General features: G+C 52.2%; 14 protein-coding genes and 1 tRNA gene. 13 read left to right on the top strand and 2 right to left on the bottom strand.

Annotation, left to right across the window (positions count from 1 at the left end):
• Window positions 1-119: 119 nt before the first annotated feature.
• The 5 genes from NK662_RS22315 to uvsE all read left to right on the top strand — a co-directional run bounded on the left by NK662_RS22315 (window position 120) and on the right by uvsE (window position 7148).
• The gene (locus tag NK662_RS22315) at window positions 120-1391 is read left to right on the top strand and encodes an MDR family MFS transporter (protein WP_254761184.1); all 1272 of its coding nucleotides are present in this window, start codon (window positions 120-122) and stop codon (window positions 1389-1391) included.
• A 185-nt stretch (window positions 1392-1576) separates the two neighbouring features.
• Entirely contained in the window at window positions 1577-2656 is a 1080-nt protein-coding gene (locus tag NK662_RS22310) for a D-alanine--D-alanine ligase (protein ID WP_254761183.1), read from the top strand.
• Window positions 2657-2714: 58 nt separating this feature from the next.
• Complete coding sequence (locus tag NK662_RS22305) at window positions 2715-4094, top strand: UDP-N-acetylmuramoyl-tripeptide--D-alanyl-D-alanine ligase (RefSeq protein WP_254761182.1); 1380 nt, start codon at window positions 2715-2717, stop codon at window positions 4092-4094.
• A 438-nt stretch (window positions 4095-4532) separates the two neighbouring features.
• Window positions 4533-6095, top strand: a complete 1563-nt coding sequence (cshA, locus tag NK662_RS22300; protein WP_254761181.1) for a degradosome RNA helicase CshA — start codon at window positions 4533-4535, stop codon at window positions 6093-6095.
• Window positions 6096-6185: 90 nt separating this feature from the next.
• Window positions 6186-7148, top strand: a complete 963-nt coding sequence (gene uvsE / locus NK662_RS22295; protein WP_254761180.1) for a UV DNA damage repair endonuclease UvsE — start codon at window positions 6186-6188, stop codon at window positions 7146-7148.
• Window positions 7149-7160: 12 nt separating this feature from the next.
• Here uvsE and NK662_RS22290 read toward each other — a convergent pair whose 3' ends face one another.
• Window positions 7161-7709 carry a rhomboid family intramembrane serine protease gene (locus tag NK662_RS22290; protein ID WP_254761179.1) on the bottom strand — a complete coding sequence of 183 codons (549 nt, stop codon included), beginning with the start codon at window positions 7707-7709 and terminating at the stop codon, window positions 7161-7163.
• A gap of 83 nt (window positions 7710-7792) precedes the next feature.
• Here NK662_RS22290 and acpS point away from each other — a divergent pair, with 83 nt between their 5' ends.
• The 6 genes from acpS to NK662_RS22260 all read left to right on the top strand — a co-directional run bounded on the left by acpS (window position 7793) and on the right by NK662_RS22260 (window position 13699).
• Window positions 7793-8152, top strand: coding sequence for a holo-ACP synthase (acpS, locus tag NK662_RS22285; RefSeq protein WP_254761178.1), 360 nt, complete (start codon window positions 7793-7795; stop codon window positions 8150-8152).
• A gap of 151 nt (window positions 8153-8303) precedes the next feature.
• Window positions 8304-9254, top strand: a complete 951-nt coding sequence (locus tag NK662_RS22280; protein WP_254761208.1) for a LolA family protein — start codon at window positions 8304-8306, stop codon at window positions 9252-9254.
• Between the two features lie 193 nt (window positions 9255-9447).
• Window positions 9448-10614, top strand: coding sequence for an alanine racemase (gene alr / locus NK662_RS22275; protein WP_254761177.1), 1167 nt, complete (start codon window positions 9448-9450; stop codon window positions 10612-10614).
• A gap of 150 nt (window positions 10615-10764) precedes the next feature.
• Window positions 10765-11052 (top strand): CopG family ribbon-helix-helix protein, encoded by a 288-nt coding sequence (locus NK662_RS22270; protein WP_254761176.1) that lies wholly within the window; start codon window positions 10765-10767, stop codon window positions 11050-11052.
• Window positions 11053-11056: 4 nt separating this feature from the next.
• Window positions 11057-11407: a type II toxin-antitoxin system endoribonuclease NdoA gene (gene ndoA / locus NK662_RS22265; RefSeq protein WP_254761175.1), complete on the top strand. Its 351-nt coding sequence runs from the start codon at window positions 11057-11059 to the stop codon at window positions 11405-11407.
• 117 nt (window positions 11408-11524) lie between these two features.
• Window positions 11525-13699: a Tex family protein gene (locus tag NK662_RS22260; RefSeq protein ID WP_438503654.1), complete on the top strand. Its 2175-nt coding sequence runs from the start codon at window positions 11525-11527 to the stop codon at window positions 13697-13699.
• 21 nt (window positions 13700-13720) lie between these two features.
• On the opposite strand, the gene cmpA is transcribed toward NK662_RS22260, so the two are convergent.
• Window positions 13721-13846: a cortex morphogenetic protein CmpA gene (gene cmpA / locus NK662_RS22255; RefSeq protein WP_254761174.1), complete on the bottom strand. Its 126-nt coding sequence runs from the start codon at window positions 13844-13846 to the stop codon at window positions 13721-13723.
• Between the two features lie 87 nt (window positions 13847-13933).
• On the opposite strand from cmpA, the gene NK662_RS22250 reads away from it, so the two are divergent.
• Both NK662_RS22250 and NK662_RS22245 read left to right on the top strand, forming a co-directional pair.
• Entirely contained in the window at window positions 13934-14404 is a 471-nt protein-coding gene (locus NK662_RS22250) for a SprT family protein (protein ID WP_254761173.1), read from the top strand.
• A 132-nt stretch (window positions 14405-14536) separates the two neighbouring features.
• Window positions 14537-14611 (top strand) — tRNA-Asn (locus NK662_RS22245).

The raw sequence follows: 14611 nt of genomic DNA, 5'->3' as shown, positions 1-14611 counted from the left end.
TTATATCTATTTATGTTTATTTAAAAAGAAAAATACGAATTGTAAATATTTAGAATTATTGAGAACTATGCTAAGATGGGGAGGGTTTCGTGTAAAACAGAGAGAGACGAGGGATTACATTGAGGAATACGCTGCAGGAGCTTCGGTCGATGGACCGGAACGTTTGGATCCGTTTTTTGGGGGAAACGTTGAACGGCATTGCTTTCATGATGCTGATGCCGTTTTTTGCTTTATATCTTAAAGACAAGGTCGATTCTTTAGTGCATGTCGGCATTGTAATGGCGTTATCGCCGATTACAGCAAGCTTTGGGTCTATGATTGGGGGCCGCATCGCGGATGTGTACGGCCGCAAGCCGATTATGATGCTTTCCATGGCAAGCAATGGGCTTGTCATGCTTGGTTTTTTGTTTTTTGACAGCTTCGTCGCCTATGCGGTGCTGTCAGCCTTACTGGGGCTGTGCAATTCCTTGTTTCACCCGGCGGCCTCCGCAATGGTTGCGGATGTGACAGAGCCGGAGAAGCGGACGGAGGCATATGGCTTGCTGCGGATGGGGCACAACATCGGGGCGGCAATCGGCCCGATTCTTGGCGCTTCCGTGGTCGCTGTTTCCAAGAATGTGATCTTCATTGCGGCAGCCTCTTCCTTATTATTCTACACGCTGCTGGTTGCCCTCTTTATCCAGGAAACGATGCCGCAGTCGAAGGAAAAGGAGAAGGGGGAGAAGCTGGAGGTTCCGCCTGTATGGAAGGTCCTGTTGAAGGATAGGGTGCTGCTTGTCTATATCCTGACCGGCATCATTATTTCCATGGGATTCTCACAGACAGAGGGAATGCTGCCGCTGCATTTTGATAATGAAATGAAGTCCATCTTCGGCGAGAAGAATCCATATCCGTATATGATGGCGCTGAATGGGGCGCTTGTTGTGCTGTTTCAGTTCCAAATTTCCAAATGGGCGACGGATAAGCCGATCGGCCGGATGATGCTGTACGGTTCCCTGCTGTTTGGCTTCGGGCTTCTTGCCGTCGGCTGGCTGCCGCAGCTGTTCGCTTCGGCCGGCGCGGGGATTCCCTTGGTCATGGCCGTACTTCTGTTCGTCTATGCCTTGTATACGCTGGGGGAAATGGTGATGTCCCCGGTTCAAATGACGTTCGTCGCCAATCTGGCGCCTGAGCATCTGCGGGGAACCTACATGGGAGCCGCCAGCCTGCAGTGGATTTGCGGCGGTGCCCTCGGGCCGCTCCTGGGCGGGTACCTGCTGGAGCAAAGGCTGGGCGAGGTGCTGTTCACTATTCTTGGCGCCGGCTGTGTCGTTGCCGGCATCGTCTACCTGTCCCTGGACCGCATGGTGCAGCACCGGGCACCGGAAAAGCAGCTCAAGCAGAGTTCATAAGAGGAGGCCCGGGCGATGCCCGGGTTTTTTCATGGAAAGAAGGGATGGGCTGTCGAGTCACCCCCTTCTTTCCCGCTACATATAATTAGGTAAATGCCCCGGTACTTTTGCAAACCTTCATTTGTTCCTTCGACAAAAAGTGCTACAATAGGAAAATAAGAAAAATGAAACAAGGTGGTTTCCCTATGAAAATGAAGCTAGGCTTACTATATGGCGGTAAATCCGCGGAGCACCAGGTATCCCTGCAGACGGCGCTTGCAGTCATCGGAGCCCTGGACCGCAGCAAGTTTGAAATATATCCAATTTATATTACCGAGCAAGGACAATGGGTGAAGGGCGAGCGCCTGGAAGGCCCGGTGAAGGATGTGCAGTCCCTGCGGCTGACAGAGCAGACGAAGGCCATCTCCCCGCTTTCCCTGGGACGCAGTGTTGCAGCGGCCAGCGAGGAGGAAGACAGCATTGATGTTGTATTCCCGCTGCTGCACGGACCGAACGGGGAGGACGGCACAGTGCAGGGCATGCTGGAGCTGCTGAATATTCCTTACGTCGGAAACGGCGTCCTGGCATCTGCTGCCGGCATGGACAAAGTGATGATGAAGAATATTTTCGAGCAGGCAGGCCTGCCGCAGGCGAAATATGTTTGGTTTATCCGCAGCGAATGGGAGAAGGACCGGGAAGCGGCTTTTGCCAAAGTGGAAGAGGCACTGGGCTACCCTTGCTTCGTCAAGCCGGCCAACCTGGGCTCCAGTGTGGGCATCAGCAAGTGCAAAACACGTGAAGAGCTGGAGGCGGCATTTGCAGAGGCCTTCCAATTCGACCGCAAAATTATTATTGAAGAGAATATTACCGGCCGTGAAATTGAACTCGGCGTTCTCGGCAATGACGAACCGAAGTGCTCTGTTGTGGGTGAAGTGGCGCCGAAGAAGGAATTCTATGATTATAAGGCGAAGTACATTGACGGCGATACAGCCATGATCATCCCGGCTGAAGTGTCCGATTTGGAATATGAAATGATTTGCGACTACGCCATCCGTGCGTTCAAGGCGTTGGATGGCGCCGGCCTCACACGCGCAGACTTCTTCCTGACAGCGGACAGCAGGGTATACATCAACGAAGTGAACACCATGCCGGGCTTCACGCCTTACAGCATGTTCCCGCTGCTGTGGCAGCACACTGGCGTTGCGTATCCGGAGCTGATTGAAAGATTGGTAAATCTGGCGATTGAGCGTTACGAAGAGAAGCAGCAGATCAAATACACAATGTAATGAAGCCGGAAGCACTATTCAACAGGAATAGTGCTTCTCTGTGCAGGGAGGAATGAAGATGATTCGACGGACATTACAGCAAGTACAAAGTATGGTAAGCGGAAGCGCTTTGCCGGCATCTGCATATGATACGTATATTGAGGGTGTTTCCATTGATACGCGCAGCATCGGGCCGGGCATGCTGTATGTGCCGATCCGCGGCGAGCGCTTTGATGGGCACAGCTTTGCCGGGGCAGCTGTGGAAAACGGTGCCGCGGCCATGCTGTGGCAAAAGGACGCGCCGCAGCCGCCGGCAGGCATTCCGGTTATTCTGGTGGACGATACACTACAGGCTCTGCAGCAGCTGGCCAAAGCATATTTGCAGGAGCTGTCTGTCAAGGTAATCGGCGTTACCGGCAGCAACGGCAAAACAACCGTGAAGGACATGGTCACGAGCCTTTTGGCAACCACCTATAAGGTGCAGAAAACAGAAGGCAACTTCAATAATCACATCGGCCTGCCGCTGACCATTCTCCGTTTGGAGGAGGACACAGAGGTGGCTGTATTGGAAATGGGCATGTCCGCTTTTGGCGAAATTGAGTTTTTGACAAAGCTGGCGCAGCCCCATGCCGCCATCATTACAAATATTGGGGAATCCCACATGCAGGACCTTGGCTCACGGGCCGGCATTGCCCGGGCGAAGCTCGAGATTGTGCTGGGCTTACAGGAGAATGGCCTCTTTGTATACAGCGGGGATGAACCGCTGCTCGCCGAGCGGGTGAAGGATCTGGAGCTTCCAGGCCCTGTCATAACCTTCGGTGAAGGGGAGACGAATGATTTCTACCCATCACAGGTGCAGTTCCGTGCGGACGGCATGGCGTTTTGTATCCCGCAGGAGCCGGAATTGGAGTTCTTCGTTCCGGTCCTTGGCAAGCATAATGTATATAATGCACTCGCCTGCATGGCAGTGGCCCGGCATTTCGGCGTAACGTGGGAGAATATCCAACTTGGCTTGTCCCAGCTTGAGATGACGAAGATGCGCTTGGAAATCATTAAGCTGCCGGACGGACTGACCATCATCAATGATGCCTACAATGCCAGCCCGACCTCCATGAAGGCCGCAATTGCCCTGCTTGGAGAACTGAACGGCTATGCCCGCAAAATTGCGGTCCTTGGCGACATGCTGGAGCTGGGCGACTATGAGGAGCAGTTCCATTATGAGGTCGGCGCAAGCATTCCGGAAGCGGTGGATTATGTGTATACTTACGGCAATCTGGCCAGGCAGATTGCCGACGGAGCTGCTCAGCGTTTGACTGGAAGCAGAGTGAAGACATATATGGATAAAGAAGAGCTGGCGCGTGACCTGAAGGAGCTGGTGCAGCCGGATGACGTCGTGCTGGTGAAGGCCTCACGGGGGATGCGGCTTGAGGATGTTATTCAAAATCTGCAGAGATTTTAAATTTTTGCCGGAAAGGCAGATAAATTAGCCGTGAAGCAGGCATACTGTAAAAGAATCCGGTCTGCAGCAGTATTCAGCCAGACTTTGACGGGAAAATGCACTCTGTAAGTGTTTTCATTTTCCTCTTTTGAAAAAAAGTGGCATCCAATCATTTACAGAGCAGCACGCATATAAGCAAGCAGGCGGCATACTTGTGGGGCAAATCACTGGAATTCGGTGTCAGATTGCCCTTGGAGCCGGCAAACAAGGGGTTTGCTTTTTGTAAACACAAAACTTATAATGATTAAAGTACGAGAAGTTCGTATTTTCAGCAGCTGCAACGCAATTGCCCGTTGTGCCACACATACTGAAGAGATCGGAAGAAAGGGCATTTTCCGTGATGACGGGGAATGTCCTTTTTGGCCATAGGAATACGAGTTAAGAAAAGGAGAAGTAACATTGACAACATTTCAAGAATTAGGTTTAAGCGAACAACTACTCAAGTCAATTGAGCAAATGGGATTTGAAGAGGCAACGCCGATTCAGGCTCAAACGATTCCGGTTGCGCTCGAAGGAGCGGACATTATCGGTCAAGCGCAAACAGGAACAGGAAAAACAGCGGCATTCGGTTTGCCGTTAATTGAAAAAATCAATACTCGTGCAGGAACCATTCAAGGGATTGTTATCGCGCCGACTCGCGAGCTGGCAATTCAGGTTTCTGAAGAACTTTACAAAATCGGCTACGACAAGCGTGTACGCATCCTATCCATCTACGGCGGCCAGGATATCAACCGTCAAATTCGCGCGCTGAAGAAGCAGCCGCATATCATTGTCGGAACGCCTGGACGTATCCTCGACCATATGAACCGCAAAACACTGCGCCTGCAGGACGTTCAAACAGTTGTGTTGGACGAAGCGGATGAAATGCTGAACATGGGCTTCATTGAAGACATTGAAGCAATTCTGTCCGATGTGCCGGAGGAGCACCAAACACTGTTGTTCTCCGCGACAATGCCAGACCCAATCCGCCGCATTGCTGAGCGCTTCATGAGTGAGCCAAAGCACATTAAAGTAAAAGCAAAAGAAGTGACAATGCCAAACATTCAGCAATTCTACCTGGAAGTGCAGGAGAAGAAGAAGTTTGACATCCTGACACGTCTGCTTGACATTCAATCTCCGGAATTGGCAATCATCTTCGGCCGCACAAAGCGCCGCGTGGATGAGCTGTCTGAGGCTCTGACACTGCGTGGCTATGCAGCAGAAGGCATCCACGGCGACCTGTCACAGGCAAAGCGTTTGTCTGTTCTGAAGAAGTTCAAAGAAGGATCTATCGAAGTGCTTGTTGCAACAGACGTGGCAGCACGCGGACTTGATATTTCCGGTGTAACACACGTATACAACTTTGATATTCCACAGGATCCGGAATCCTACGTGCACCGTATCGGCCGTACGGGCCGTGCCGGCAAAAATGGTATTGCGATGCTGTTCGTGACGCCGCGTGAATTCGGCCAGCTGAAGAACATCGAGCGTACAACAAACCGCAAGATTGACCGCATGACACCGCCAACGCTGGATGAGGCGCTGGAAGGCCAGCAGCGTTTGATTGCTGAGCGCATGGCAAGCATCATTGAAGGCGAGAACCTGTCCTACTACAAGCGTATGGCTGAGGAATTGCTGGAAGAGAATGATTCTGTTGCAGTTGTGGCAGCGGCATTGAAAATGATGACAAAAGAGCCGGATACAACACCAGTCCAATTGACTGATGAACCACCGGTAGTTAGTCGTGACCGCAACCGCGGACGCGGCGGCAGCGGCGACCGTAACCGCAGTGACCGCGGCGGCTACCGTGGCGGTGACCGTGACCGTGGCGGCTATCGTGGCGGCGATCGTGACCGTGGCGGCGACCGCGGCGGTGACCGTGCACGCAACAACCGCAAAGGCGGCGGTTCACGTCCAGAGGGCGGCTATAAGGGAAATGGCGGCGGCGACCGTAAGCGCAAGCCGACAGCATCCCGCGCATAATGAGAGAAAGCAGCTTTCCTAAGGAAGGCTGCTTTTTTGTGCTTTCCCGGGACATACTAAGACATAATGACCCAGGAAGGGAGCATCTCTATGCTTGTACGGCTTGGCTACGTTGCAATGAGTGTCCATCTGCAAAACGCCTCACCATCCCAAACGATGACCTTTGCACAATTCCAGCGGCTGAAGGACCGAGAAGCGGCCATTGCGAAGCTGGAGCGGATTGCGAATGCGAATTTGGAAAATTGTCTGCGGCTGCTGAAGCATAACCTTGCCTATGATATCTCGTTTTTCCGCTTCAGCTCCAAGCTGATTCCGCTTGCCAATCATGAAGAGCTGGGGGATTGGGATTTTATCGCGCCGCTGAAAAAGAATTTAAAGGAGTTAGGCGCGTTTGCGAAGGAACACAAGATGCGGGTGGACTTCCATCCCGATCACTTTGTTGTGCTGAATTCCCCGAAGGAAGAGATTCTGAAGCAATCCCTGAAAACGCTGCGGATGCACCGGCAGCTGCTGAAGGGGATGGGCATTGACCCGATGCACCGCTGTGTGCTGCATGTCGGGGGCGCCTATGAGGACAAGGAGCAGGCGCTGGAGCAATTCATTGAGAACTGGGCGGACATCCCCACCCGCATTCAGGAGATGATTATGCTGGAGAACGATGACACGACCTTTGACCTTGCAGAAGCGCTGTACCTCGGCGAAAAGCTGTCTGTGCCCGTTGTGTTTGACTATCATCATCACATGGTGAACGGAGCGGGGGTGGATTGGGAAGCCGAGTGGCCGCGGGTGATTGGCACGTGGGAGAAGTCGCCTCTGCCGGTGAAGATGCACATTTCCAGTCCGCGTGACGAGAAGGATCCCCGGGCGCATGCCGATAACATTGACCCGGAGATGTTCTTCACCTTCCTTCGTGCGATCAAGGGAAGCGTGCCGCAGATTGACTGCATGATTGAAGCGAAGAATAAGGATGAGGCCCTCTTCCAGCTTATGCGGGATGCCAAGGAGCAGGAGGGCGTGGAAATCGTAAACGGAGCAAGCTTCTACCTGAAATGAAGCTTGCTTTTCTTATTCCTTATACAAGAGCGGCATCAGCATCCCGCCTGCCAGCAGTCCTCCGAGATGGGCGGCAATGTTCACGGTCCTGTCCAAAAAGGTGGCTGACACCAACAGCAGCAATGCCAGCAGCAGCAGAGAGAACTCCCGATGCCCGTACCGCTGCTTTTGCAGGTAAAAAATATAGATTTGTGCGCCCAACAGGCCGAACACAGCTCCCGATGCCCCTACATGGGTGAAGTGCGCCGGCATGAGAAGGAGGGTCAGCACATTTCCTGCCAGCCCGCTGAGGAAAAACAGAAGAGAAAATGTCCAGGGAGTCAGCTGCTTTTCCAGGAAGAAGCCGAGCATGAGCAGGCAGGAGGCATTGGACAGCAGATGCTGCAGGTCAGCGTGCAGAAACAGGGAAGTGAACAGCCTCCAGCCTTCCCCTTGCAGGGTGCAGGAATTGCAGCCGGCTCCCGCCGGCAGCAGCAGGGCATTCAGCGGCAGGGTGAGTGCCATCAGCAGCAGCAGGGCGCTTGTAACGGGCGGTATCCGCGTGGAGAATGTAAGCTGCATCGCCTCAGTCCTTTCTGTTTTGTCCTATCTTTGTTACTCTAACAATATGAGAGCGGACAGGAGCTTAGAAGGAGAGGGATACAGTGATTATAGGAATTGGAATGGACATCATTGAATTGGACCGCATTGCTTCGATGCTGGAGCGGCAGCCGAAGTTTCTGCTGCGCGTTTTAACAGAAAAGGAGCGGACGCGTGCCGGGCAGCTGTCCGGGCATCGCCAGGTGGAGTATGTGGCCGGCCGGTTTGCCGCCAAGGAGGCCTATGCCAAGGCCCTGGGCACCGGCATCGGCAAGGAGCTCAGCTTCCTTGACCTGGAGGTGACCCCGGATGAGAGAGGGAAGCCCGTAATGAGAGGGCCGGCTCCGTACCTGACTCATGTCTCCATTACACACAGCCGGCAGTTCGCCGCTGCCCAAGTAATTCTGGAAAGCCCGTCAAGCTAGTCTGCATATTCGCCAGTCTTGTCTCATATATTGGATTAGCAGTAAGGGAGGCCAGGCCTTCCGTCATCCATGAGGCAAAGGGGTTGAAAGAATGAAGAAGTGGCTGTTACCGCTGCTTGGGCTGCTGCTCATGTTTGCTTTGACCGGCTGTATGCAAAAGAGCAAAGAGGATGTCATCAAGGATCTAGAGGCTAAGGTATCTGACATGAAAAGCTATGAAGCGAAAGCGAAGCTCTCTATTAAAACAGGAGCGGAGCCGCAGGTGTATGATGTGGACATTTGGCACAGCAAACCATCGTATTACCGTGTCAGCTTGAAGAATGCCAAGAAGGACCAAAGCCAAATCATACTCCGCAATGATGAAGGAGTATTCGTGCTGACACCGGCACTGAACAAGAGCTTCCGCTTCCAAAGCAATTGGCCGCAGAACAGCAGCCAGGCGTATCTGTACGAATCACTTGTGCGGGACGTGCTGAAGGATAAAGAAGCAGCTGTATTTAAGGCAACTGATGACAACTATGTATTTGAAACAAAGACAAACTATCAGAACCATAATATGATTCCAAAGCAGGAGATTGCCTTCAGCAAGAAGGATTTGTCCCCTGTCTCTGTCAAGCTGATGGACAATGATAACAATGTTCTTGTGCAGGTGGATTTCTCCGGCGTGAAGTTTGACAAGAAGTTTGACAAGGGCGCATTCGATACGAAGAAAAATATGTCTGTTGCCCGGGATGAGATTCCGGCATCCGCCCAGCAGGATCAGCCATTTGCCGTGCTGTATCCGAACGACCTGCCGAAGGGCGTCGTGAAGAAGGAAGAGAAGGAAATGAAGACGGCAAACGGCAAGCGTGTCATCCTGACGTATAACGGAAACAAAAAGAGCTTTACGCTCATTCAGGAGAAAGCATTGGTGGCCAAGACCGGCACAACTGTCAGCATGAGCGGCGAGCCGGTTGATCTCGGCTTTACGGTCGGGGCGCTGACGAAGGATTCCATCACCTGGTCCCATAACGGTGTGGACTATATGCTGGTGTCCAAGGAACTCAGCCAGGATGAGCTGCTGACAGTGGCGCGTTCTGTATACCAGAAGGCAGAAAAATAGAACAACCTAAGACGTGCCGAGCCTGACTCGCCACGTCTTCTTTCATGTAGAGAGAATAGCATGCCCGGCAATTTGTGTTCATTCATTGACAACTGTCTCCAATAGCACAATAATCAAGAATGGATTACAGCGGAAAAAACTGCGAATATATAAGAATAAGCATCGCATATCGTATAAGGGAAGTGTTCTCTACATGAAGGAATCGTCATTTTATCGGGATACCTGGGCAGAGATTGATTTGGATGCCGTTTATGAAAATGTCCAGAATGCCAAACAGCATATCCCTGCACAAGCGGAGGTCATTGCAGTAGTGAAAGCGAATGCCTATGGCCACGGTGCTGCGCCGGTTGCCAGAACAGCCTTGGAGGCAGGAGCCACAAGAGTGGCAGTTGCTTTCCTCGATGAGGCCTTGTCGCTGCGCCGCGCGGGCATTACTGCTCCTATTCTTGTATTGGGAGCTTCAAGACCGCAGGATATGAATATAGCGGCAGCCCATAACATTGCCTTGACTGTGTTCCAAAGTGAATGGCTGCAGCAGGCGGCCGAAGTATGGAAGGCGGAGCAGCAGCTGCGCATCCACTTGAAATTTGATACGGGAATGGGCCGTCTCGGCATTCGGACAAAGGAAGAGTGCAGTGCCTGCAGTGCATGGCTGCGGCAAATGCCTGCCATTGAAGTCGAGGGGGCATTCACGCACTTTGCCACAGCTGACGAGCGGCAAACGGATTATTTCGAAAAGCAATATCAGCGCTTTTTGGAACAGCTCCATTGGCTGCAGGAGGAAGGCGTGCAGCCAAGAATGATCCACTGTGCCAATAGTGCAGCAAGCTTGCGATTTACTGAGCGGATTTTTAATGCGGCCCGTATTGGAATCGCCATGTACGGCTTAACTCCATCGCCGGAAATCAATACACTGCTGCCGTATCCATTGAAGGAAGCCTTTTCGCTTCACAGCAAGATTGTTCAGGTCAAGCAGGTTGAACCCGGACAGGGCATCAGCTACGGCGCCACTTATGTGACAGCCGGAACGGAATGGATTGCCACTGTGCCGATTGGCTACGCGGATGGCTGGGTCAGGAGAATGCAGAACTTCGAAGTGCTGGTTGACGGAAAGAAGGTGCCGATTGTCGGCCGGGTCTGCATGGATCAGCTGATGCTCCGCCTGCCGGAGCACTTGCCGGCTGGAACGAAAGTCACCCTCATTGGACGGCAGGGCGGCCAGATGGTCAGCGTCAATGATGTGGCGGCCCATCTGGGAACGATTAATTATGAAGTGCCTTGTCTGATTAACTTTCGTGTGCCGCGGGTTTTCCGCCGGGATGGAGAGGTTGTGGAGATTGAGAATTTGTTAAACCCTTGATAGAAACAAGAATGGTTTTCCTGAAAGTTGGAAAACATAAGCAAGGAGTTAGGAAGTCTTTGCAACAGAGCCCATACAATGGTATGATTGGGATGGGTGTCAATATATATAAACATCGGTGTGTGTAGTTGATGGTGGAGGTGTATGTTTGTGTCCGAATCAAGTGTAACTACAGAAATCGTGGTCCAGCTGCCAAAGCAAATGGTATCTGAGCTCGATGGAATCGGAAAACAAGAGAATAGAAACCGCAATGAGCTCATTTGCCAGGCAGCCCAGATGCTGCTGCGCCAGCACAAGACAAAGCGCCGGTATCAGCATGAGTCCATGAGACGCGGCTATATTGAAATGGGTAAGATTAATTTAAGCATTGCATCAGAAGCCTTCTTAGCGGAATACGAGGCAGAGCACACAGTAGAACGCTTAGTTAGCGGGGGGTAATCTCTTGATTGTAAAGCGCGGCGACGTGTATTTTGCAGATCTGTCCCCGGTTGTCGGCTCTGAGCAGGGAGGCGTCCGCCCAGTCCTCGTAATCCAGAATGATATTGGCAACCGCTTCAGCCCGACCGTCATTGTGGCTGCCATCACGGCCCAAATACAGAAGGCAAAGCTGCCGACACATGTGGAGATTGACGCCAAGAGGTATGGATTTGAGCGGGACTCGGTTATTTTGCTGGAGCAGATTCGAACGATTGATAAGCAACGGCTGACGGACAAAATCACGCACTTGGATGCGGAGATGATGAGCCGTGTGGATGAAGCGCTGCAAATCAGTCTCGGACTTATCGATTTTTAAAAACAGCTTCCGGCCGGGAAGCGTCATGTGGTGTTAAAGGAATATATGCACGGGTGTGCATTCATCATGAAAGTTGCTCTTGCTGAGCAGCTTTTTTTGTTAAAGGAGGAAAATCTGATGCAGGCAGAAATGACCGAAAAGCGTACGGATTGGATGCAGGGGATTGCCAAGCGGCTGCAGCTTGGCGTGAAGCAGGTGGCCCATGTCATTCAGCTGACGGAGGAGGGCAATACAGTCCCGTTTATTGCGCGTTACCGGAAGGAAATGACGGGCTCCATGGACGAGGTGAAAATCCGGGATGTGCTGGAGGCATGGCAGTATATCGTGAACCTGGACAGCCGCAAGGACGAGGTGCTGCGTCTCATCGAGGAGAAAGGAAAGCTGACGGAAGAGCTGCGGGCAAGCATTGTGGCTGCGGACAAGCTGCAGGAGGTGGAGGACTTATATCGTCCTTACAAAGAGAAGCGCCGCACAAAAGCCACTGTCGCCAGAGAGAAAGGGCTGGAGCCGCTGGCACAGTGGCTGATGAGCTTCCCGAGGCAGGGCAGCCCCCTTGAGAAGGCGGCCGCTTTTACCGGGGAAGGTGTGGCGACAGCAGAGGAGGCGCTGCAGGGGGCACAGGATATCATTGCTGAACAGATTGCGGATGAAGCCTCCTACCGCCAATGGATCCGCGGCACAACCGCCCGGAAAGGAACCATTTCGTCTGTTGGGAAGAACCAAGAAAAGGATGAGAAGAAGGTGTACGAAATGTATTATGAGTACACCGAGCCGATTGCCAAAATTGTGCCTCACCGCATTCTGGCCATGAACCGCGGCGAGAATGAAGAGATTCTGCGCGTTTCCATCCTTCCGCCGGCAGAAGAGATTGTACAATACCTGCATAAACGGGTTGTACGGTTCCAGCAGTCTCCGGCGGCGCCATTTGTGCAGGCCGCAGCGGAGGATGCTTATAAGCGCCTCATCCAGCCGTCCATTGAACGGGAATTGCGCAAGGAGCTTACGGAGAAGGCGGAGGAGCAGGCCATTCATATCTTTGCGGAGAATCTCCGTAACCTGCTGCTGCAGCCGCCGATGAAGGGCAAGACAGTGCTTGCGGTGGATCCTGCCTACCGGACAGGCTGCAAGCTTGCTGTCGTGGATGAGACGGGCAAAGTGCTGCATATCAGTGTAATCTATCCGCATCCCCCCGTGTCCAAGCGCGAAGAGGCGGAAAAGAAATTTGTCTCCATTGTTGAGAAGCATCATGCTTCTATTGTGGCAATCGGAAACGGCACGGCCTCCCGTGAAACAGAGCAGTTTGTAGCTAATATTCTGAAGAAGCTGAACCATGATATTGCCTATCTGATTGTGAATGAGGCGGGGGCAAGTGTATACTCGGCATCCGATATTGCCCGTGAGGAGTTTCCGGATCTTCAGGTGGAGGAGAGAAGTGCGGTATCCATTGGCCGCCGGCTGCAGGATCCGCTGGCGGAGCTGGTGAAAATTGATCCGAAGTCGGTCGGGGTGGGGCAATACCAGCACGATGTCTCACAAAAGCGCTTGAGCGAATCCCTGACATTTGTAGTGGAAACAGCCGTGAACCAGGTGGGCGTGAATGTAAATACCGCCTCCGTGTCCTTGCTGCAGTATGTATCCGGGTTAAGCAAAACAGTGGCCAAGAACATTGTGAAGAAGCGTGAAGAGGAAGGCAAATTCACCAGCCGCAGCCAGCTGAAGAACATCCCGCGCCTGGGGGCCAAAACCTATGAGCAGTGCATCGGCTTCTTGCGGGTGCTGGAAGGCGAAAATACGCTGGACCGGACAAGCATTCATCCGGAGCGCTATAAAGAAGTCGAAAGCATGCTGAAGAAGCTTGGCTTTGGCACAAAGGATATTGGCACACCTCAGCTGAAGCAGGCACTTGAAGGGGCCGATCTGTCCGCTCTGTCGCAGGAAACGGGAATCGGCGAGCTGACGCTGCGCGATATTATGGATGCCTTAATCCGTCCGGAGCGGGATTTGCGTGATGAGCTGCCGCAGCCGCTGCTGAAAAAGGATGTGCTGAAGCTGGAAGATTTAAAGCGCGGCATGGAGCTGCAAGGAACGGTCCGGAATGTCGTGGATTTCGGGGCATTTGTTGATATTGGCGTAAAGCAGGATGGCCTCGTTCATATTTCCAAGATGAAGAAGGGCTTTATTAAGCATCCGCTGGATGTTGTGGCTGTCGGACAGATTGTGACAGTATGGGTGGACGGAATCGATGTAAAGAAGGGCCGGGTTTCCCTGTCCATGCTGCCGATTGAAGGATAAGAATAACAAAGGGGAGGCGGGCTACTCCCCTTTTTCAATGCTCTGCAATCTTTTATAATGAAACCAACAGTCGTTCAGCAGGCGGATCCGATAGCGGTTCTTTTCGTAATAGGCACGGCGGATCTGATTTTTCAGCCAGGATGGCATAGAAATCCCTCCTTGAAATGGAAGTAGGATGGGTATGTGCACAGTGTATGCACAGATTGCGCAAGAGGTGTAAGAGGGGGGAGCAGTATGGAGCAGCAGGAGCTGCAGCATTTGGTGGAGGAGGTTTCCCTCCGTTTTTTCGACAGGCCGTTTCTGCATGAAGCGAGGTTTAATGCGCGTCTTCGGACCACGGGCGGACGGTATTTGCTGCAATCACATGATATTGAGTTGAACAGTACCTATTACAGCATATTCGGCAAAGAGGAGCTTATAGAAGTAATCAAGCATGAGCTTTGTCATTATCATCTGCATGTAATGGGGAAGGGCTATCAGCATCGCGATGCTGATTTTCGTTTGCTGCTGCAGCAGGTGGGAGCGCCGCGTTTTTGCAAGGTGATGCCCCATATGAAGAAAAAGCGGAGTACAAGGCAGTACTTCTATCAGTGCAAGAGCTGCAGCCAGCAGTATATGCGGCGCAAGCAGATTGATACAAATCGCTATGTTTGCGGCAAATGCCGCGGAAAACTACAAGAAGTGAAAAAGCAGCTTGACACTTGATGTGCTATTCTGTATAGTATACAAGTGTCCGGCAGATACAGCAGGACAATGAAATTTTTAAAAAATGAACTTGACTTCTTGTTGAAGGTTATGTAATATATAAGAGGTCACCAGCAAATGGAAAGTGATTATTCCGCAATAGCTCAGCGGTAGAGCAATCGGCTGTTAACCGATAGGTCGTAGGTTCGAATCCTACTTGCGGAGCCA

The organism is Ectobacillus ponti, from assembly GCF_024294785.1.
GTDB classification, from domain to species: Bacteria; Bacillota; Bacilli; order Bacillales; family Bacillaceae_G; genus Ectobacillus; species Ectobacillus ponti.
Note: the sequence above shows the minus strand (reverse complement) of the source record. Positions and strands in the feature narration are given on the sequence as shown.